Here is a 19,332-nt window from a genome sequence, read left to right on the forward strand (position 1 = left end):
AATCATGGCAAGAACAAAATTACCAAAAACCACCATGAAGCAAAGCAACATTTCAATCCTTTGAATCCGAAAACGCACGTATAATAAAAGCAGCTCAAAGCATTGTATCGCCGCCATACGCTAACCGTCATCAGTTGACCAGAAATTGTACTCTCTATGATTTTCAGTGAAGATTCACGAGTCAAAATACCCTGCATTCTGCATCTGGTCAGGCTTGGCTACCAATACCTCTCCCTCAGGAGTGCCAAATGGGATAAAGAGAGCAACATCTTCCCTGAACTCTTCTCTGCCGCCATCGTCCGGATCAACCCCGGTATTGAGGCCGACGACATCAAACGCTTGCTGGCCGATGTCCGGCTCTTGCTCGACAATGAGGATCTCGGCAAGGCATTTTATGAACGGCTCACGGAACGCTCCGGAATTCGGCTGATTGACTTTACCGATTTCCCTAACAACCCTAACAACAGCTTCCATGTTGTCACTGAACTGACCTACAAAAACGGTGATGACGAATTTCGGCCTGATATCACCCTGCTGGTCAACGGTATGCCCCTGATCTTCATTGAAGTCAAGAAGCCAAACAATCGAGAAGGGATTCTGGCCGAGCGCAACCGTATCATCACCCGTTGCCGGAATTCCCGCTTCCACCGTTTTGTCAACATCACACAACTGATGGTGTTCTCCAACAACATGGAGTATGAAGATGGTTCTCCGCAGCCCATTGAGGGAGCCTTCTACGCCACTCCATCCTACGACGCACCTGTTTTCAACTACTTTCGTGAAGAAGAAGAGCTGAACCTCTCCGAACTTCTTGCCGACGAGAATGACAGGATCGAAAACGAGGTATTGCACGACAACAATCTGAACGTCATCAAGCACAGCCCGGAGTTTCTCAGCAACAAGTCGCCCGGCACGCCGACCAACCGCCTCTGTACCTCTCTCTTTAGCCGCGAACGCCTCTCATTTCTTCTGCAATATGCACTGGCCTTTGTCAACGAATCCGATGGCCAGCAGAAGCACGTGATGCGTTACCCGCAGCTCTTTGCCACCAAAGCAATTGAAAAAAAGCTGGACTCCGGCATTCGCAAAGGGATTATCTGGCATACCCAGGGCAGTGGAAAAACCGCGCTGGCCTATTACAACGTCCACTTTTTGACCGACTATTTCCAACGTAGCGGCATCATTCCAAAGTTCTACTTCATTGTTGATCGTCTCGATCTGCTCATACAGGCGCAACGGGAGTTTTCCAGTCGCGGCCTGACGGTGCATACCATCGGCACTCGCGAGGACTTTGCCCGCGATATCAAAGCCAACAATGCACTCCACAATCACTCCGGCAGGCCGGAGATTACCGTTGTCAATATCCAGAAGTTCGAGGATGATCCCGATGTGGTTCGTGCCGAGGATTACGATGTCACGATCCAGAGAATCTATTTTCTTGACGAAGTTCACCGCAGCTATAACCCGACAGGCAGCTTTCTTGCCAACCTCAGCCAGTCAGACCAGAATGCTATCAAGATTGGTCTCACCGGCACACCGCTTCTGGGGGAGGACTACAACTCCCGTGCACTCTTCGGCGACTACATTCACAAATACTACTATAACGCCTCCATTGCCGATGGATATACCCTGCGCCTGATCCGCGAGGAAATTGCCACAAGTTATAAACTCTCACTGCAGGCGGCCCTTGCAGCGGTGGAACTCCAGCAGGGGGATATCGAAAAAGAGGAACTCTACGCCCATCCCCGTTTTGTTGAACCGATGCTCGCTTACATCCTTGACGATTTCGAGCATAGCCGTGGCGCCCTGAACGACTCCACCATCGGCGGATTGGTCATCTGCGACAGTTCCAAACAGGCCCGGGAAATGTTCAAAATCTTCCACTCCCGTAAGGCTTCCAATAGCGTCAAAAAAGTCACCACTGAAGATGAAGACTCGCTTGAAGAGCTGCCAATGGTTGCTGTCCCCACGCTCTTTTACGCAAACCAGCAGAGCGAGGCAAACAAGGTGAAACGCTGCGCCCTGATTCTGCATGATGAAGGCAGCAAGGAGGATCGCAAGAGATCGGTGGAGGAGTTCAAAGCCGGCAAGATCGACCTCTTGCTGGTCTACAACATGCTCCTCACCGGTTTTGACGCCAAAAGGCTGAAAAAGCTCTATGTGGGCCGGGTAATCCGCAAACATAACCTGCTTCAGGCCCTCACCCGGGTCAATCGCACTTACAACGATTTTCGTTACGGTTATGTGGTTGATTTCGCCGATATCCGTAAAGAGTTCGATGCCACCAATAAAGCCTATTTCGAAGAGCTGCAGGCCGAACTTGGCGACGAACTTGAGCACTATTCCAATCTTTTCAAGTCCCCCGAAGAGATAACCCGGGAGATCGAAGCGATCAAGGATATTCTCTTTCGCTTTGACATTCAAAACGCCGAGCACTTCTCGCAGCAAATCAGCCAGATTCAGGATCGTGCCACCTTGCAGGCGCTCAAAAAAGCGTTGGCCGATGCCCGCAGCCTCTATAATTTGATCCGGATGCAGGGCGACTACAGTTTGTTGCAGCAGCTCGATTTCCAGAAACTCAACCAGCTCTACCGCGAAACATGCAACCACCTCGACCTGTTGAACCTGAAGGAGAGCATCGAATCAAACGCCGATACCACCAATCTGCTCAATATCGCTCTGGAAGATGTGCTCTTTATGTTCACCAAGGTGCGGGAAGAGGAGCTGGTGTTGGCCGACAAGCTGAAAAATACCCTGCGTAAGACTCGCGAAGCCCTCATCGATAACTTCGACCAGCAAGACCCCAGGTTCATCACCCTGAAGGAGGAGCTGGAGCGGCTCTTCAAAAAGAAGAAACTCAACGAGGTGACGCAGGAGGAGATGAACGCCAATATCGGTGCGCTCAACCAGATCTACGAGCAGGTCAAGGAGCTGAACCGTAAGAACAACCAGCTCAGGGCAAAGTATCACGGCGACCCGAAATATACCCGCATTCACAAACGGCTGCTGGAGCGAGGTTTGCTAACCGCATCGGAGCGTCGCATCTTCGACGCATTAACCGGCGTCAAACAGCAGGCCGACGATCAGGTGCTGCAGAACACCCAGCTTTTGGCAAACGAAAGCTACTTTGAGGGGATGATGATGCCGATGGTCATTGGCGAATTTCAGGCCCGCCGTAAAATAAAACTCAACCCGGACGTCTCCCGAACAATCAACCGGCTGGTAGTGACCGAATACATGAATGAATTTATCTCAGGCAACAGAAAAGGAGCAAGTGCGTGGTAACACAGGATTTCGAAAAAAGAACCCGGCAACTCATCGACAACCTCAAGAGTATCTGTGCATCGTATGGCCTCGGTAACGATGGCAACGAGTTCAAGATCATCACCCAGGTTTTTCTCTACAAATTTTTGAACGACAAATTCGCCTTTGAAGCCAAAAGAATCGACTCCCGCCTTTCCGGAAGCGAAAGCTGGGAGCAGGCCTTAACTCTGCTCACTGCCGATGAACTCGAAATGCTGCAACTCCAGATGGGCCCCGATACCGCTCGCCTGAAACCGGATCATTTCATCGCCCATCTGTTCAGGAATCAGAACGCTCCACAATTTGCCAAGCTCTTCGACGATACCCTGCGCGACATCGCCATCACCAACAACGATATCTTTGCCGTCAAAACCGATGGTGGGGCCAAGGTTACCCTCTTTGACCGGCTGAGTGAATACATCACCGATGAATCCAAACGCGACGATTTTTGCCGTGCCATCATCAACACCCTGGTGGATTTCAGCTTCGAGCGCATCTTCACCCAAAAGTACGACTTCTACGCCTCTCTTTTCGAGTACCTGATCAAGGATTACAACAAGGACAGCGGCGGCAAGTACGCCGAGTACTATACCCCTCATGCCGTAGCTAAAATCATGGCCTCCATTCTGGTGCCAGAAGTACAGCGGGGCAAAGTAACCAACGCCAGTTGCTACGATCCCTCATCCGGTTCGGGCACCCTGCTTATGAACCTCGCCCACGCCATCGGCGAACAGCGCTGCACCATCTATTCACAGGACATTTCACAGAAATCCTCAAGCTTGCTGCGCCTGAACCTGATTTTGAACAACCTCGTTCACTCCATCCCCAACATCATTCAGGGCAACACCCTGCTTCACCCCTACCACAAAGAGGGCAAGGCGCTCAAAAAGTTCGACTATATCGTCTCCAATCCACCCTTCAAGATGGATTTCAGTGATTTCCGAAACGAGCTCGACACCAGGGAGCAACACGAACGCTTCTTTGCCGGGATACCGAATGTCCCCAAACAGGCAACGGACAAGATGGCCATCTACCAGCTCTTTTTGCAACACATCATCTATTCGCTCAAACCCGGAGGCAAGGCTGCGGTAGTCGTCCCTACCGGCTTTATCACCGCCCAATCAGGTATCGACCGAAAAATCCGCGAGCGGCTGGTTGACGGCAAAATGCTGGCCGGGGTAGTCTCCATGCCGAGCAACATCTTCGCCACCACTGGCACCAACGTCTCCATACTCTTCATTGATGACGGCAACAAGGATGATGTGGTGCTGATCGACGCATCCAGCCTCGGCACCAAAGTCAAGGAGGGCAAGAACCAGAAGACCGTGCTCTCCGAAGACGAAGAAGACTGGATCATCACCACCTTCAACTCCAAAGAGGCTGAGGAAGATTTCTCCGTTGTGGTCAACTATGACGAAATCGCCGCCAAGAACTATTCGCTCAGTGCCGGGCAGTACTTCGATGTGCGGATCGAGTATACGGATCTGACACCGAAAGAGTTCAGCATGAAGATGCAAGGGTTTACCGATAATCTGGACAGACTGTTCAAGGAGTCTGGTGAGCTGGATCGGGAGATAAGGAAACAGTTGGAGGGGGTGCGGTATGAGTAAGTTTGTGAAACTGAGGAGTATCACATCCAAAATTGGCAGTGGCGCAACACCCAGAGGTGGGAATAACGTTTATTCTGAACAGGGTGTTGCATTTGTACGAAGTCAGAATATTCTTGATATGAGTTTTTCTGAAAAAGGCTTGGTTTTCATCAATGATCAGCAGGCAGAAAAACTCAAAGGAGTAACAGTAGAAAACGATGATATTTTGCTCAATATCACTGGAGATTCTATCGCAAGGTCTTGCATTGTTCCAACTACGATATTACCTGCTCGTGTAAGTCAGCATGTCTCTATAATAAGATGCAAAGACCGAAAAAGTGCCCCGTATGTAAACTACTATTTACACTACTTAAAACCGCATCTTCTCCAGATTTGTCGAGTCGGTGGGACTCGAAACGCGCTCACAAAAGAAGCTGTCGAAAACCTGTACATAAATCTTCCTTGTGACTATAATGCCCGGGCAAAGGTTCTCTCCGCCCTTGATGCCAAAATCGAATGCAACAACCGCATCAACGCCGAACTTGAGGCGATGGCCAAAACCCTCTACGACTACTGGTTCGTGCAGTTCAACTTTCCCGACCACAACGGCCACCCCTACAAATCCTCCGGCGGCAAAATGGTCTACAACCCCACACTGAAACGTCAAATCCCTGCCGGGTGGCATTACTCGACAATTGGTGAAACGTTCACGACGCATCTCGGCGGCACTCCATCGAGAGATAAAGATGAATATTGGACCCCGTGTGAAGTTAATTGGTTGAGTTCTGCTGAGAATCCAGGCACATTCGTCGTAGATCCTGACGAACGAATTTCATACTTGGGGTTGCAGAACTCACCTGCAAAACTTCTCCCGCAGGGTACTGTGATTCTCTCAATAGTTCGACACCTTAGAGCATCCATACTCGGAATTGAAGCCGCAACGAATCAGTCGGTCGTTGGCATTGTCGAAACCAGCATGTTCAAACACTGCTTTATCTACCCTTACCTTGTTCGCGAAATACCGCGATTAATGGTGCTGAGAACCGGGGCGCAGCAGCCACACATTAACAAAGGGGTACTTGATGAGTCACTCTTGGCGGTTCCTGACAAATCAACAATAGAGGCATATACAAGGCTCGCAGCCCCATTGTTTTTGCAGATGAAGAATTACCACCAGCAAAACAGGGAACTCACACAGCTCCGCGACTGGCTCCTGCCCATACTGATGAACGGCCAGGCCACGGTGGTGTAGAGAGCTCTGCACACGAACCGGTAAATATAGTCCACTACGGATGTTGTGAAATCCACAATCTGAAGCACCCCAAAAGATTATTCGCAGATGGTACACGAAGAAGGCCGACCTTCAGGACTTCCTCAACAAGATAACCGAACAGCCAGGTCAGGAAAAGCAGACTGGATCAAGCGCACAACCTTGAGTAAATTCAATGTCCGTTAATCCTCAACAGCGGACATTGAAAAAGAGTCTTAAAACCCGAAACGAAGACATAGCGAAACCTGACAGAGACAAGAATCTGAGCGTACCACAACCAAACAAAGAAAGCCATGCTAACCGTTGAACTACTTCTCGGATCAGTAACAGAATGGAACGCAGCTCGAAAGGCACATCAAAAGGGCAGGCCCAATCTCAAAGGGGCGGATCTCAGCGGGGCACAGCTTAACAAGGCAGACCTCAGTCGTACAGACCTGGTTGGGGCAAACCTCAGAGGGGCAGACCTCAGCGGGGCACAGCTCAACATGGCAGACCTCAATAGGGCAGACCTTAACGGGGCGCATCTCTATAATGCAAACTTCGGTAAAGCAAACCTTATCAAGACAAATCTGAGTAAAGCAAACCTCAGCGGTGCAACCCTATGGGATGCCAATCTCAGCGGGGCAGATCTCAGCGGGGCACAGCTTATATGCGCAATTCTCACCAATGCAACCCTTACTGGGGCAAACCTCACTGAGGCATGCCTTAACTCGGCAGACCTCACAAGGGCAAATCTCATTGGGGGGGACTTCACAAGGGCAAGTTTCAGCGGAGCAACCCTCGATGAAGTACAGCTTGCAGGGGCAGACCTTACTATGGCATTCCTCGGTCAGGCAAAGCTCTACAGGTCAGATCTCAGCGGGGCAAATCTATGCGGCGCAAAGCTCAATAGAGCAACCCTTATTGAGGCAAATCTTAGCAAGGCAGACATGCACGGGGTAATCATCTGGCATACAATTTTTGTAAATGTAGACCTTAGCAACGTCAAAGGTCTTGACACTGTTCACCATGTGGGTCCATCTACCGTAGGGATTGATACTCTCTGCATATCAAAAGGGAATATACCCGAGGTATTTCTGAAAGGCTGTGGTGTACCAGATACCTTCATTGAATACGCGCACTCCCTCACCAGCAAAGCTATTGAATTCTACTCCTGCTTTATCAGCCATAGCACTGCGGATAAAGCATTTGCAGATCGTCTCTATGCTGACCTGCAAGCCAAAGGTGTTCGGTGTTGGTACGCTCCGCATGACATGAAGGGAGGCAAAAAAATACACGATCAAATTGGTGAAGCCATACGACAACATGAAAAGCTGCTGTTGATTCTCTCCGAAAGCAGCATAAACAGTGACTGGGTAAAGCAGGAGATTATAAAAGCAAAAAAACGTGAGGATACAGAAGGAAAGCGAGTGCTTTTCCCCATCAGTTTGATTGAGTTTGGCAAGATTGAAGAATGGGAGTTCCCTGACAGCAAAGGAAGGGATTTAGCAGAAGAAATCAGGTTGTACTATATCCCGTCATTTATAGGGTGGGAAAAAGACAACGCAGCCTATACAAAAGAATTCGGAAAGCTGTTGAACTCATTCCAGGCAGAGAAGGTCACTGACGGAAAAGCCTGAACTTCCATAAAATAATCATTATAGATGCGAAGGACGCGAACCCATAAAATCAGAGCTGAAGCGCATTTTATTGACAGATGCAGACACTTGCAAAGCCATGAATGAACCACAGGACAAAATGATCTACCTGATAATGGAAGAGGTGATACTGTTGAGTCTGCCTCCAGACGAAGAACCTGACGCTCCGTGTGGGACAACAGCACCTCACGCAGTTCCGCGACCGGCTCCATCCCATGTTGATGAACGGCCAAGTCACGGTGGTGTAAAGCATACGGATGCTTCTTGAGTTACCTATCAGAGCGAAGGTACCCTGAAGAGATGAAGGAATAAACAATACCAAAGATACCGGATGCCGAAAACTTCACAACAGAGATCAGTTACTGATTAGGGAGAGACTTGATATGTTTACAAATTTTCAAAACATAGATGAACTAAAAGCATGGTGCGTTGAACAGGAGCGTCAAACGAATCGTTTTACAGAACTCCTGCCAGAACTTTCCACCGAAGATGGTCTGGTTCCCATCCATGCATTGATTGTTGGGGATGACGGCAGTTTAACGCTTCGTGTTGATTCATCTATAGAAATACATCCGCACGGTCGAGCTCGTGGTCCTGCTAAGCTTCTTCTAAATTCGCCTGACCTTTGGAAATATTCGGCTATTCGGGTGCAATCTGGCCGACCTACAGTGTCAAAAGCACCGGTATACGGCGTGCCCTTTCGAAAAGCACTTGACATTGTGCTTCGAGAAGGAGTACACATTTCGACCTTCCAAATACCAAAACAAAATATAGATGCATACTACTCAACACTGGTCGTTCGCTTGAGTCGTCAACAAGGCCAAACTGGAGCTGAGCTCCAACTGGATGCTTGGCAGTGGATCGGCAAGGATGTATATGTTGATTATGTACATGCAATCCTCACTGATGATGCAACACAAGTTGTTCACCTTGATGGCGCACTCATGAGCTTCTCTTGCGAATCTGATATTGAGTCTTTCCTGTGGAATAATAAAAAGCATAAATGCGCCCACAAAGAGAAATACTTTCGCGTTGATGCAGCGCTACCCTTGGATGAAGCTGTCCTATTAATAAGGGCGTTCTTCTCTGTTGAGGAAATGGCCGACGAATACTTCGAGTATAAAAGTGAATAAATTATTGGTTTATCTGCTGTATCGGCATGAAACTCATTCAAATATACTAACCCAATAAAAAACCCATGCTAACCGTTGAACTGCTTCTCAGATCAGTAGAAAAATGGAACGAAGCTCGTCAGGCAAATCCCGATGTTAAAATAGATCTCCACGGGGCAGACCTCAGCGGAGCAAACCTCAGTGATGCAGACCTCAGCGGGGCAAATCTGAACGGGATTAACCTTTTTGGGGCAAACCTAAGCGGGGTAAACCTTCTCGGTGCACATCTCATTCATGCAAACCTCAAAGGGGCAAACCTAAGCGGAGCAAACCTCAGCGATGCGGACCTCAATGGAGCAACACTCAGTTGGGCGGATCTCAGAGGAGCAAACCTAAGCGGGGTATATATTGCCTTTACAGTTTTTGCTAATATAGATCTCAGTTCTGTCATAGGACTTGATACTGTTCAACATAGAGGCCCTTCAACAATAGGCATTGATACACTCTACAAGTCAAAAGGGAATATCCCAGAGATATTCTTGAAAGGCTGTGGATTACCTGATACCTTCATTGAATATGCGCACTCCTTCACCAGCAAAGCTATTGAATTCTACTCTTGCTTTATCAGCCATAGTACTGCGGATAAAGCGTTTGCAGATCGTCTCTATGCTGATCTGCAAGCCAAAGGAGTACGGTGTTGGTACGCTCCGCATGACATGAAAGGAGGCAAAAAAATACATGTTCAAATCGGTGAAGCCATACGACAACATGAAAAGCTGCTGTTGATCCTCTCCGAAAGCAGCATAAACAGTGAATGGGTAAAACAGGAGATTACAAAGGCCAAAAAACGCGAGGACAGAGAAGGAAAGCAAGTGCTTTTCCCCATCAGTTTGATTGAGTTTGGCAAGATTCAAGAGTGGGAGTTCCCTGACAGCAAGGGCAGGGATTTAGCAGAAGAGATCAGATTGTACTACATCCCGTCATTTGTCGGTTGGGAAAAAGATAACGAAGCCTATACAAGAGAATTCGGAAAGCTGTTGAACTCATTCCAGGCAGAGAGGGATATTGAAGGAAAAGCCTGAACGTCCAACTATTCCGGATAGAACCCAAACCTCTTTTTATCTTTTCGTTTGATTTTTGGTGAGTTAATGAGTTTGTTTCTCACAGCAGTCAAATCCGTGTCGCATAACGTTCCAATCACAACTCCGGGCCTGTTTTTTATTGCGAGTTCTATTTCTTTTTGCTCTCTAATCACAAATTCTGAGCAGTCAACAAAAGAGTCATGATCAAGATATGTTCTGCCTGCTGCCTGAAAAGGGAGATGAAGCTCTTTGAGTTCGGGGGAGTAATTGATGTTCTCATTGATCTCTGAATTGATGTATACGGTTGCCAGACAGAGCCCGTCAATATTCTTTCCTACAATGATAAATCGTTTTTCTTTTGGTGGTTTGGTATCCGTGACGTAGAGCTTAAGAACACTCCCAACTTCCAGGTTCCTTCTGGCGTAATCAGCCTTAAAGACTTCCGGGAAAAATTCACCTAAACTCATTCAAATACAGCTAAACGGTTCTCACAGCTCTCTTTGATATACTCAATCATGTCATTCCCGGCACCGCCACACTTTGCAACATCAAGGAGATCTATTTCACTATTAAATACCGCTTTTTGCCATGCCGTATCATGGGATTTCTCTGTTAAATCTGAAAACTTGAGATGGTAATTCTCTTCGATGGATTCGTCAATGCATCGCATCTCAGACTCGGACAAATAATCAAGATCAGGGCTCTTTTTTGCCTTTACAGTGTGTTTATTGATTTGTAGTTCAAAATATGGAGTAAATTGCTCTTTTTGTGAAGTAAAAAGACCCTCGCCCCGTAACGATTTTAAAATATCGTAAGCCATTGACGGTACCGGGCCATTGGCCATGGCAATATAGGTATCATCAGTAATAGCAGACCCATACCTCGACAGATGTTTCTGATCCGCGAAGTAAAGAATTTTAAATACCTTATGAAAATCACAGATGCCGCCTGACTTCTGGATGATATACAATAAGGTATTAACGGTAATGGCAATTTTTTCGGCTGGTGAGTTCATGGCCTCAATTTATAAAAATTATGCATTTCCGCATATTTTTTTAACGGTATACCGTTCAACAACCATTTTCACTTCCGATTCCTCACCAAAAAACACCAATATTCTTCATTTTTCTGCACTTTTGTCAGGACTTTTGGTTCGTGTTCGATAGTAAAAAAGATGTAAAATCATACGATTTAGTGCAATATATATACTTTTTACCGGGTTTTGTCAGTTCTTGAGTACGAAGATGTCATTCAACGCTACCGGGAAGAACCTTGATTATCAAAGGGAGATGAACTTGTGCTTGAAGTTTTTGCAAATTATAGGTGAGGTGAAACAATGAGCGTGCTAAGTTTACGTTTACCCAAATCATTACACGAGCAACTTCGTGAAGTAGCCCAAGAAGAAGGGATTTCCGTCAATCAGTTTATTATGCTTGCTGCGGCTGAAAAAGTTGCGGCTCTTTCAGCATTTGAATATTTGGAAAAGCGGGCAAATCGCGGCAGCCGTGAAACATTTCTTGAAATTTTGAGCAAAGTTCCTGATGTGGAACCAGAAGCCTGTGATACATTGTAAAGAGGTTATTTTTTCTACCCTTTCTTTTATTCGATCAGGGAGCTGCTATGAGTGAGGTCAGAACAACCGAATACGCAGAATTTCTTATCGATATCAAGTCTCGTATTCACCAGCGGCAGTATCAGGCTTTCCGGGCAGTGAATACGGAGCTGGTCGCGCTTTATTGGGAAATTGGTGAGTCCATTGAGAGGAAACAACAGAAACTTGGCTGGGGAAAAGCGGTAGTGGAGACGCTTGCCCGTGATCTGCAGGCAGAATTTCCCGGCAGAAACGGATTTTCTGCGCGCAATTTGTGGAATATGAGGGATTTCTATCTTGCCTATGCAGAGCATTCAAAACTGCAACCGCTGGTTGCAGAAATCAGTTGGGCTAAAAACCTTGTTATTTTCACCCGATGCAAAGATGAGCTTGAACGAGAATTCTATCTTCGGGCGACGGCCAGGTTTGGCTGGACAAAGGCGGTACTTCAGCACCAGGTTGACAACAAAAGCTACGAAAAATACCTGCTCAACCAGACCAATTTTGATAAAACACTCTCTCCTGAACTGCAAGCTCAGGCTGTGCTTGCGGTCAAGGATACCTACACTTTCGACTTTCTGGAGCTGGCTGATGAACACTCTGAGCGGGAACTGGAACAAGCATTGGTGCAGAACCTTCGCCGTTTTCTCTCCGAAATGGGCGGCGCCTTTAATCAAGCCCGAAATCAGGAAATTTTTGGATTTTTGAACAGATTTGGAGCAAATTAACCGCAAAGTATTTTAGAATAATAGGTACGTATGATCTGCAGATGATTGAAGGCAAGCGGAAGCGTGAGCGCTTCATCGAGTGGAAACCATGCTATCTCCTCTACTTCGTCGGGCTTCAGCTCTATCGAACCAATTCCTCTGCCGGAGAATGCGAGTGCTACCGCATGAAAGTGATGCTCCGGAAACACTTCATTGAAAAAATGAAGAAAAACCGGGTCGGAGAAGAGGAGGCCGGTCTCTTCCTCAACTTCCCGGACAACGGCCTCTTCAGCCGTTTCATACTCATCAATGTGCCCTCCCGGCAGGCACCACTGCCCCTTAAAGGGAGGAACACTCCTCTTCGTCAGCAGGATGGTATCGCGTTTATCATCATCGGGAGTGATGATGGCGGCAACGGTTGCTTTAGCCATACGATAAATCAGGTTGTGAAAAGCAGGACAAGTTCGTTGTATCAAGGCTAATCTACGGAAAAAGAAAATTGATGCCGCGCACGGGAACTGCTCAATCTCCACGACAACAGATAAAAACCCGGCATACATCCGGGCTTTTATCATTCTCCTCTTCTGGTCTATCCTGCTATAATCAAGGGTGTGCTATAGCGCTCAGTTCTGTTGCTGTTTTAACGTCAGCCAGAGAACCCGCTTTGTCTCCCATCTCGTTTTTCAGTTTTCCGCGACGGGAATAAGCTTCACGATACTTCGGATCAAGATCAATGGCTTTATTAAAGTCAGTCAAAGCCCCTTTCTTGTCGTTGATGGCGGATTTGGCAATCCCGCGATTACAGTAAGCTTCTGCATCTTTCGGAGTACGATCAAGCTTGATGCTCTTTGCAAAGTCCTCTCTTGAACTCTTGTTCTCTCCCGTCAAACTTTTTGCAATCCCACGATTAAAGTATGCCGCAGCAAGTTTCGGATCAAGTTCGATTGCCTTGGTGAAGTCGACAATCGCTCCCTTGTGATCTCCTGATGCAAGCTTTGCCTTGCCGCTTGACAACAGGTTTTGTGCATCGTCAAGGGCTGTATAGAGTGGATTTTTCTCTCCATTATTTTTCAGCCACTCACGGGCAGGGATATTACCAAGGAGTGCTGCTTTTTTCATGTCAACCAGAGCCCCCTCTTTGTCTCCCAGAGTCGATTTGGCAATCCCGCGATTATGGTAAGCTGCAGCATCTCTCGGAGTTGGATCAAGATCAACAACCTTCTCGAAATCAGCTTTGGAGCCCAGGCTGTCTCCAATGGTACGCCTTGCAACTGCCCGGTTGTAGTACGCTGTTGAAAGGTCTGCTGGTGAAAGTTTTGGTTCAAGCTCAATGGCCTTTGTCAGTTCTGCTATAGCTTCCGTATTCTTGCCTGACTTGCAGTATGCTTCGCCACTCGACAAAAGACGTTGAGCCTCTTCGTTATGTGCATAAGCAACATTACCTGTAAACAGAAACGCGATTATAGCGATATAAAAAAAACGTAAACGATTTTGCATCGGTTTCCTCACTGTTTATAATTATTGACCTGTTATTTAAATGGCAGATGGCAATTCATCCACTCTTGTTACATTAATCAATCACATCTTTAGGGAGCATTACTTGATGATTAAAAGGAACTTAAAAGAGTCTGTGGCAAGGAATTTGCCGGAGCGTTGAAAAAAAGTGGTTGCAGGCTGAAGAACCGGTTTTTTAATTTTATGACATTGCATACTGTTACTTATGTTCAGCAAATTCCTCTCGATCTTGATGCTGTATGGAATTTTTTTGCTTCTCCGGCCAGCCTTGCCCGGATAACACCTCCGGAAATGATGGTCAGGATAACCCATGGCGACGGAATGCAGCCGCTTTATGAAGGAATGCTGATCAGTTATACGCTCTATCCTTTCATGATGCTTCCGGTACGGTGGGAAACCGAGATTACCAGGGTTGAGAGACCGTTTCTGTTTGAGGATCGCCAGAAATCGGGGCCTTATGAGAGCTGGCATCACCTCCATCAGTTTCGTGCAATACCGGGTGGTGTTGAAATGACCGACAGAGTTGACTATGTCATGCCGATGGACTTTTTTGGCGATATTGTCAATACCCTGATTGTGAGTCGACGGCTTGAGGAGGTTTTTGCTTACCGTAAAAAGAGGATTGAAGAGATTTTAGGCCGCATGTGAACCCTTTTCAAAAGGGATAGTGAAAAATGGATGAAATGATTTCGCCAGTTGGTATAGCTGTTCTTTTTGCCGGTGGTCTTGCCCTTTTTCTCTACGGCATCAGGATGTTGAGCAGTGGCCTGAAAAAGGCTTCAGGCGAGCGGGTGCGCCTGCTGATATCGAAGGTGACCGGCAACAGCTTGTACGGGTTGCTTGCCGGGGCATTTGCCAGTATGGTCGTCCAAAGCAGCAGTACCATTATCGCCATCCTTGTCGGGCTCGTGCAGTCACGGCTGATGAGCTACAGCCAGGCGCTGAGCGTTATTCTTGGCGCTGAAATAGGTACAACAGCCATGGCTCAGCTTGTAGCATTCCGGCTGCACGATTATGCCCTGATCATCTTTGCCGCAGGCTTTGCCTTGCATTCGCTTGGCAAAACGGAGCCCTTGCGTTTCAGCGGGGAGGCGCTCTCGGGATTCGGTCTTCTTTTTTTCGGGCTGAAGCTCATGTCGGAGGCAGTTGCGCCGCTTGAGAGCTATGCGCCTTTTCTTTCGCTCTTGCGTTATCTTGAAAATCCCTTTCTTGGAGTTGCTGCAGGGATGCTCCTGACCGCACTGATGCAAAGCAGTTCGGCCTTTATTGGTATCCTCATAACGCTTGCCCTGCAGGGTGTGCTGACTCTTGAAGCAGGAGTCGCATTGCTGCTTGGAGCCAATATCGGCACCTGTATCACCTCTGTGCTGGCAAGCGCCGGAATGCAGCGTGCAGCAAAGAGGGTAGCGCTTTCGCAGGTACTCTTCAATGTGGCCGGAGTGCTCATTTTTTTCCCTTTTATTCCCCAGTTTGCGGAGTTTATCCGTGCTCTTTCCCCCTCTGCAGAGAGTTTCGGTGCAGGAAGGCTTGCTCATGAAGTGCCAAGGCAGATAGCCAATGCCCACTCGTTGCTCAATATTTTCATGGCACTCTTGTTTCTACCCTTTCTTTCGCTTTTCGACCGACTTGTTTACCGGCTTCTTCCGGATGACCCGGAAGAGACAAGGCTCATCCCTGCAGTCTGGTATCTGAAGGAGTCTGCACTCTCCACCCCTCTGCTGGCTCTCAGCTATGTAAGGGCCGAAGTGGCAAGGATGGGCAGCATAGCCGCCAAAATGGTGCGTGCATCACTCTACCCGTTTATCAACAGCGATCTTGGTCATGATGTTGTTTTTCCAAGACTTTCCGTCATCAAGGGGATGAGTATGAGAGAGGAGAAACTTGATTTTCTTGAGAGCCGTATTTCAGATTATCTCATTAAAATCACTCGCAGTTCACTTAACGAAGAAGAGTCGAGGGAGGTTTTTGCGCTCATGAACATTGTCAAGGGGCTGGAGTCGATCGGCGATGTTATTGAAACTCTTGAAGGAAAAATGCTTGAAAAAAAAAGGGGAGTGGAGAGCGATCTGAGCCAGGCGGGGAAGGATGAACTCATGGAGATTCATAACCTCGTTTGCCTCGAAATTGAAGAGCTTGCTCATGCCCTGAAACAGATGGACAGAGTGAGAGCCGGGGCGCTTCTTGAGGGTGAAGAGCGCTTTAAACGGCTGGTGGAGCAGGCTGAAGTAGCCCATCTGAAACGAGTGTTCCTGCTCCCTGAAGCTGAGATTACTCACGACATCCACATGGAACTCATCTACCTGCTCGAACAGATACACCATTATGGCAAGAGTATAGCGCGAAGCATCGTGAACGTGGGGGAGGGTTGATCTGCATCCCGCTCGCCAGTTTTAATGATTATCGGAGAGTGATGGAATGATTTCGTTGGGAACCCGGTCAAAGTCGAGCCCTCTGATTTGCTTAATTCAGAGTGATATACGTATACTCTTCAAATTGATCATTCCTTGATGCCCCAATTTTGATGCAAGCTGAAAAACACCTTTTTGCCACAACACCCCTCCTCGGAAGCATCCTCAGGAAGAGGGCGGTGGAACATCTTTTTTCAAGCAAGAGCCGGGAAGCTGCGGTCAAGCTGGCGGGCGCGGTAGAAGAGGGGCATCCGGAAGCGGATGCGATATTCCACCGTCTTCTGCTTCTACAGCACAGCAGCCAGCCAGTCATGCACAGCGCCCTGTGGAACTCCTGGAAAGCCTCCCGCTTCGAAGAGCTGCTGAAAAGGATGCACGCTTCCGAAACGATTCAGAGGGATCTGCTGCAGGCCATTGTTGCCATGCCGGAAGACGACTGGGGCAACGGCATGGTGTTCATGCTCTGGAGCATCGTTGAGCGCGACGACATTGCCGAAAAGATTGAAGCGAACGGTCGCCATGCCCCTGCTCTTGAAATGGACGCCCTTTTCGGCCTTGTGCGAGGCTATCCGGGGCGCTACCTCGATCTTGAAGATCCCGATTACTCCATTTTTGAAAAAGCCTGGCTTGCCGCTTCAGGCGCACAGAGGCAGCGGATCAGCACAACAGTTCTCAAAAGTCAGGATCCCCGGCTTGTCGCGGCTTACGACCATGCCGTCAAGGAGGGGCATGATCCGCAACTGGTCATCGAGGCGCTGAAACTCTGCGGAGATCACGATGCGCTGCTCGACCGGCTCCACGGTTTGCCCTTCACCAGTGCGCTCGAAGTTATCGCTTTCTGGCAAGAGGGCGGCGGAAGGCCGAAAACTCCCTCAAAAAAAGCCGTTGTCGAGGCTGCGGTCGCTCTCTATCGTGAACTGGCCGCACTTCTTCTTGATTCACCTTCGTCTGCTCCGCCCGGCACGAGGGATATCTTCTCTTTCTGGATGGAACGGTATCGATCCGACGAGCTGCAGCAGCAGGATCTTGCAAGCCCGGACCCTTTCAGACGGGCTGGTGCGCTCTTTTCAGGGGCGCAGCGAGGGCTGGTTCCCCGCAACAGAATGCAGGAGATCTCCCTCAACGGCACATGGCCTGAAAAACTCGCGCTGCACTACCTCTTTACCGTGCCGGAGGCAGGCTCCCGGCAGGAGCACGTCTCTTGGCTCCAGCCACAGGATAATATCGTGGCAGCCATACTGACGACACGCCTGCCCGGTTTGCTTGAAGAGAGCAGTCTGTTGGCCGGGAAAGTTCATGCTGGTGTCGGACCGGCCGATCCGTCGGCAGAGCTGCAGAGGAAACTCCTGCAGTTGCTCGGGGTTCTGCAGGGGTACTTCCTTCGCGGTCTGATCACCGTTGACAGTAACGACGACGCTGCAGAAAAAAATGCCGTGGAGACCGAGGAGCTGACGGATGCGGAGTGGTAAACCAGGATAACCGTTTGAATTAATGGCTCTCGCTTTTGATTTCGGGACATGCAACAGCGTGGTCGCACGCTGGAACGAAGCCCTGAACGATATAGAGACTCCCGAGCTACCTAACCTCGGCATCCTCTATCCGCAGCCAGGATCGGAGCCTGCGCGGGTTATTCCCTCCGTCATTCACTTCGCCGTGGAGAGCGCCCTCCTTGTCGGCAGCCAGGTTGACGCAGCGGGAGTAGTCAATCATCCGGGAACATTCAGATGGCTGAAAATGGATATGCTTCGCAACGGCGGGGCCAATCGCGGGCGGCGCGTCAATGGCAGGGTTATCTATCCCCGCCATGCAGCCGACGAACTTGTCGATCGTATCCTGATGTTCGTACGCGGCTATTTCGGCGACATCGACGAGGAGATCGTGCTGACCGTCCCGGTCGAAGCCTTCGATCACTATATCGACTGGCTTCGCGAAGCGGCGATAAAACGCTTTCCGGGCGGGATCACCTTCATCGACGAAGCAACCGCCTGTATGCTTGGCTACATCGATATGGTTCTCGACCGTACGCCCTACTGCATCGTGGATTTCGGCGGAGGCACCCTCGATGTTTCAGTCGTTCGTACCGATCTGCTGCGTGCCGGACATGCGAAATGCCGGATACTGGGCCGGGCGGGCGAGGAGATCGGCGGGATTATGATCGATAACTGGCTGCTGGAACATATACAGGAAGAGGAGGGGCTTACAGATGATGATATCGCCTCGATCGGCCCATCACTGCTCGAAGCGATTGAGCAGGCGAAAATAGCCATTTCGAACGGCAGCGAGCAAGCATCCTTTACCCGGTATAACGATGTTACCGGCCGACTCATCGAGGTCACGCTCACTTCCCGCACCCTGAAGGAGGCGCTTGAAAAAAAACGGGAGCCGGACAGGAATAACCTTTACCAGCATATCATCCGCACGCTCGATCGTGCTCTCGATCAGGCACGCGACAGGGCAGGCATCCGCAAAGAGGAACTCAAAGGGATTTTTCTTGTGGGGGGAAGCAGTCTGCTCCCCGGCATCGAGGAGAAAATCCGGGAGTTTTTCCCCCTGAGCGAGGTCCATTCCGGCAATCCCTTCGAAGCCATCGCCAGAGGGGCATGCCGCTACTCCGGCGGCATCTTTGATCAGACGCTGACCCATGATTACTGTCTGCGGAGCTGGAACCGCGAACTTCGGGATTTCGAACTGGTTCCCGTCGTTCCCCGAGGTACCCCGTACCCGACAGGGAAACCGGTATGCAGCAAATATATCAAGGCAGCTTCGGACAACCAGGAGACGCTCGGACTGGTTATTTATGAGCGCTCGTCAATGAGCCGCCCGCTGATCACCTATGTCAACGGGGCCGACGGCTTGCGTCCGGTACGGGAAGGGGAGCGGGAGGAGAGTCGGCATAAGCCACTCAATCCCGAAGACAGCGAGTTCATCCATGCCGTCCCGCCCTGCCGTTCGGGAGAGCGGCGCTTCATCGCAGGATTCGGTGTAGACAGTAACCGTCGCCTCACGCTCTGGCTGCGGGATACGGAGGAGAACAATAGTTCCTACATTCTATTACGCGACGGCTCGCGACTTCCGTTGCCGGTGAGCGATCTGCCGGTGGTGAAACTGTAACGTTACA

General features: G+C 49.2%; 17 protein-coding genes. 13 read left to right on the plus strand and 4 right to left on the minus strand.

The genetic code is table 11. The annotated features are described in order from the left end of the window. The first annotated feature begins 156 nt into the window (after positions 1 to 156). From AC56AD_RS06130 to AC56AD_RS06160, 7 genes are all read left to right on the plus strand, one after another. On the plus strand, positions 157 to 3,285 hold the full coding sequence (locus AC56AD_RS06130) for a type I restriction endonuclease subunit R (protein ID WP_012507981.1): 3,129 nt from the start codon (positions 157 to 159) through the stop codon (positions 3,283 to 3,285). Continuing rightward, positions 3,279 to 4,913: an HsdM family class I SAM-dependent methyltransferase gene (locus AC56AD_RS06135; RefSeq protein WP_012507982.1), complete on the plus strand. Its 1,635-nt coding sequence runs from the start codon at positions 3,279 to 3,281 to the stop codon at positions 4,911 to 4,913. Before AC56AD_RS06130 ends, AC56AD_RS06135 begins: the two co-directional genes overlap by 7 nt. Continuing rightward, positions 4,906 to 6,144, plus strand: coding sequence for a restriction endonuclease subunit S (locus AC56AD_RS06140; RefSeq protein WP_012507983.1), 1,239 nt, complete (start codon positions 4,906 to 4,908; stop codon positions 6,142 to 6,144). The genes AC56AD_RS06135 and AC56AD_RS06140 overlap by 8 nt, the downstream gene beginning before the upstream one ends. Before the next feature lie 311 nt (positions 6,145 to 6,455). Then, complete coding sequence (locus AC56AD_RS06145; protein ID WP_012507984.1) at positions 6,456 to 7,781, plus strand: toll/interleukin-1 receptor domain-containing protein; 1,326 nt, start codon at positions 6,456 to 6,458, stop codon at positions 7,779 to 7,781. 97 nt (positions 7,782 to 7,878) lie between these two features. Then, positions 7,879 to 8,067, plus strand: coding sequence for a hypothetical protein (locus tag AC56AD_RS06150; protein ID WP_150085613.1), 189 nt, complete (start codon positions 7,879 to 7,881; stop codon positions 8,065 to 8,067). Positions 8,068 to 8,182: 115 nt separating this feature from the next. Further along, positions 8,183 to 8,932: a hypothetical protein gene (locus tag AC56AD_RS06155; protein ID WP_012507985.1), complete on the plus strand. Its 750-nt coding sequence runs from the start codon at positions 8,183 to 8,185 to the stop codon at positions 8,930 to 8,932. 65 nt (positions 8,933 to 8,997) lie between these two features. Beyond that, entirely contained in the window at positions 8,998 to 9,993 is a 996-nt protein-coding gene (locus AC56AD_RS06160) for a toll/interleukin-1 receptor domain-containing protein (protein ID WP_012507986.1), read from the plus strand. 8 nt (positions 9,994 to 10,001) lie between these two features. Here the strand turns inward: AC56AD_RS06160 and AC56AD_RS06165 are convergent, their stop codons facing one another. Next, a complete protein-coding gene (locus tag AC56AD_RS06165) occupies positions 10,002 to 10,460 on the minus strand; it encodes a hypothetical protein (protein ID WP_012507987.1) in 459 nt (152 codons plus the stop codon). Next, a complete protein-coding gene (locus tag AC56AD_RS06170; RefSeq protein ID WP_012507988.1) occupies positions 10,457 to 11,008 on the minus strand; it encodes a Panacea domain-containing protein in 552 nt (183 codons plus the stop codon). The genes AC56AD_RS06165 and AC56AD_RS06170 overlap by 4 nt, the downstream gene beginning before the upstream one ends. Positions 11,009 to 11,329: 321 nt before the next feature. Between AC56AD_RS06170 and AC56AD_RS06175 the strand changes: the two genes are divergently transcribed. Both AC56AD_RS06175 and AC56AD_RS06180 read left to right on the plus strand, forming a co-directional pair. Continuing rightward, entirely contained in the window at positions 11,330 to 11,566 is a 237-nt protein-coding gene (locus AC56AD_RS06175) for a toxin-antitoxin system HicB family antitoxin (RefSeq protein ID WP_012507989.1), read from the plus strand. A 47-nt stretch (positions 11,567 to 11,613) separates the two neighbouring features. After that, positions 11,614 to 12,312, plus strand: a complete 699-nt coding sequence (locus tag AC56AD_RS06180; RefSeq protein ID WP_012507990.1) for a PDDEXK nuclease domain-containing protein — start codon at positions 11,614 to 11,616, stop codon at positions 12,310 to 12,312. On the opposite strand, the gene AC56AD_RS06185 is transcribed toward AC56AD_RS06180, so the two are convergent. Together AC56AD_RS06185 and AC56AD_RS06190 are read right to left on the minus strand one after the other, a co-directional pair. After that, the gene (locus tag AC56AD_RS06185) at positions 12,309 to 12,722 is read right to left on the minus strand and encodes an NUDIX hydrolase (RefSeq protein ID WP_041526456.1); all 414 of its coding nucleotides are present in this window, start codon (positions 12,720 to 12,722) and stop codon (positions 12,309 to 12,311) included. The two genes, AC56AD_RS06180 and AC56AD_RS06185, sit on opposite strands and share 4 nt — an antisense overlap. Before the next feature lie 172 nt (positions 12,723 to 12,894). Continuing rightward, positions 12,895 to 13,788 (minus strand): tetratricopeptide repeat protein, encoded by an 894-nt coding sequence (locus tag AC56AD_RS06190; RefSeq protein WP_012507992.1) that lies wholly within the window; start codon positions 13,786 to 13,788, stop codon positions 12,895 to 12,897. A gap of 201 nt (positions 13,789 to 13,989) precedes the next feature. On the opposite strand from AC56AD_RS06190, the gene AC56AD_RS06195 reads away from it, so the two are divergent. From AC56AD_RS06195 to AC56AD_RS06210, 4 genes are all read left to right on the plus strand, one after another. Continuing rightward, the gene (locus AC56AD_RS06195) at positions 13,990 to 14,454 is read left to right on the plus strand and encodes an SRPBCC family protein (RefSeq protein ID WP_012507993.1); all 465 of its coding nucleotides are present in this window, start codon (positions 13,990 to 13,992) and stop codon (positions 14,452 to 14,454) included. A gap of 26 nt (positions 14,455 to 14,480) precedes the next feature. Beyond that, positions 14,481 to 16,175, plus strand: a complete 1,695-nt coding sequence (locus AC56AD_RS06200; protein ID WP_012507994.1) for a Na/Pi cotransporter family protein — start codon at positions 14,481 to 14,483, stop codon at positions 16,173 to 16,175. 152 nt (positions 16,176 to 16,327) lie between these two features. Next, a complete protein-coding gene (locus AC56AD_RS06205) occupies positions 16,328 to 17,683 on the plus strand; it encodes a hypothetical protein (protein ID WP_012507995.1) in 1,356 nt (451 codons plus the stop codon). Positions 17,684 to 17,705: 22 nt separating this feature from the next. Next, positions 17,706 to 19,325: an Hsp70 family protein gene (locus AC56AD_RS06210; RefSeq protein ID WP_012507996.1), complete on the plus strand. Its 1,620-nt coding sequence runs from the start codon at positions 17,706 to 17,708 to the stop codon at positions 19,323 to 19,325. The last annotated feature ends 7 nt before the right edge of the window (positions 19,326 to 19,332 follow it).

The sequence above is a fragment of the Pelodictyon clathratiforme genome, from assembly GCF_982375515.1.

Excerpts from the sequence above, each read along its gene's own strand:
- AC56AD_RS06130 (WP_012507981.1), top strand. The coding sequence starts at position 157 with ATGATTTTCAGTGAAGATTCACGAGTCAAAATACCCTGCATTCTGCAT.
- AC56AD_RS06140 (WP_012507983.1), top strand. The coding sequence starts at position 4,906 with ATGAGTAAGTTTGTGAAACTGAGGAGTATCACATCCAAAATTGGCAGT.
- AC56AD_RS06145 (WP_012507984.1), top strand. The coding sequence starts at position 6,456 with ATGCTAACCGTTGAACTACTTCTCGGATCAGTAACAGAATGGAACGCA.
- AC56AD_RS06150 (WP_150085613.1), top strand. The coding sequence starts at position 7,879 with ATGAATGAACCACAGGACAAAATGATCTACCTGATAATGGAAGAGGTG.
- AC56AD_RS06155 (WP_012507985.1), top strand. The coding sequence starts at position 8,183 with ATGTTTACAAATTTTCAAAACATAGATGAACTAAAAGCATGGTGCGTT.
- AC56AD_RS06160 (WP_012507986.1), top strand. The coding sequence starts at position 8,998 with ATGCTAACCGTTGAACTGCTTCTCAGATCAGTAGAAAAATGGAACGAA.
- AC56AD_RS06165 (WP_012507987.1), bottom strand. The coding sequence starts at position 10,460 with ATGAGTTTAGGTGAATTTTTCCCGGAAGTCTTTAAGGCTGATTACGCC.
- AC56AD_RS06170 (WP_012507988.1), bottom strand. The coding sequence starts at position 11,008 with ATGAACTCACCAGCCGAAAAAATTGCCATTACCGTTAATACCTTATTG.
- AC56AD_RS06175 (WP_012507989.1), top strand. The coding sequence starts at position 11,330 with ATGAGCGTGCTAAGTTTACGTTTACCCAAATCATTACACGAGCAACTT.
- AC56AD_RS06180 (WP_012507990.1), top strand. The coding sequence starts at position 11,614 with ATGAGTGAGGTCAGAACAACCGAATACGCAGAATTTCTTATCGATATC.
- AC56AD_RS06185 (WP_041526456.1), bottom strand. The coding sequence starts at position 12,722 with ATGGCTAAAGCAACCGTTGCCGCCATCATCACTCCCGATGATGATAAA.
- AC56AD_RS06190 (WP_012507992.1), bottom strand. The coding sequence starts at position 13,788 with ATGCAAAATCGTTTACGTTTTTTTTATATCGCTATAATCGCGTTTCTG.
- AC56AD_RS06195 (WP_012507993.1), top strand. The coding sequence starts at position 13,990 with ATGACATTGCATACTGTTACTTATGTTCAGCAAATTCCTCTCGATCTT.
- AC56AD_RS06200 (WP_012507994.1), top strand. The coding sequence starts at position 14,481 with ATGGATGAAATGATTTCGCCAGTTGGTATAGCTGTTCTTTTTGCCGGT.
- AC56AD_RS06205 (WP_012507995.1), top strand. The coding sequence starts at position 16,328 with ATGCAAGCTGAAAAACACCTTTTTGCCACAACACCCCTCCTCGGAAGC.
- AC56AD_RS06210 (WP_012507996.1), top strand. The coding sequence starts at position 17,706 with ATGGCTCTCGCTTTTGATTTCGGGACATGCAACAGCGTGGTCGCACGC.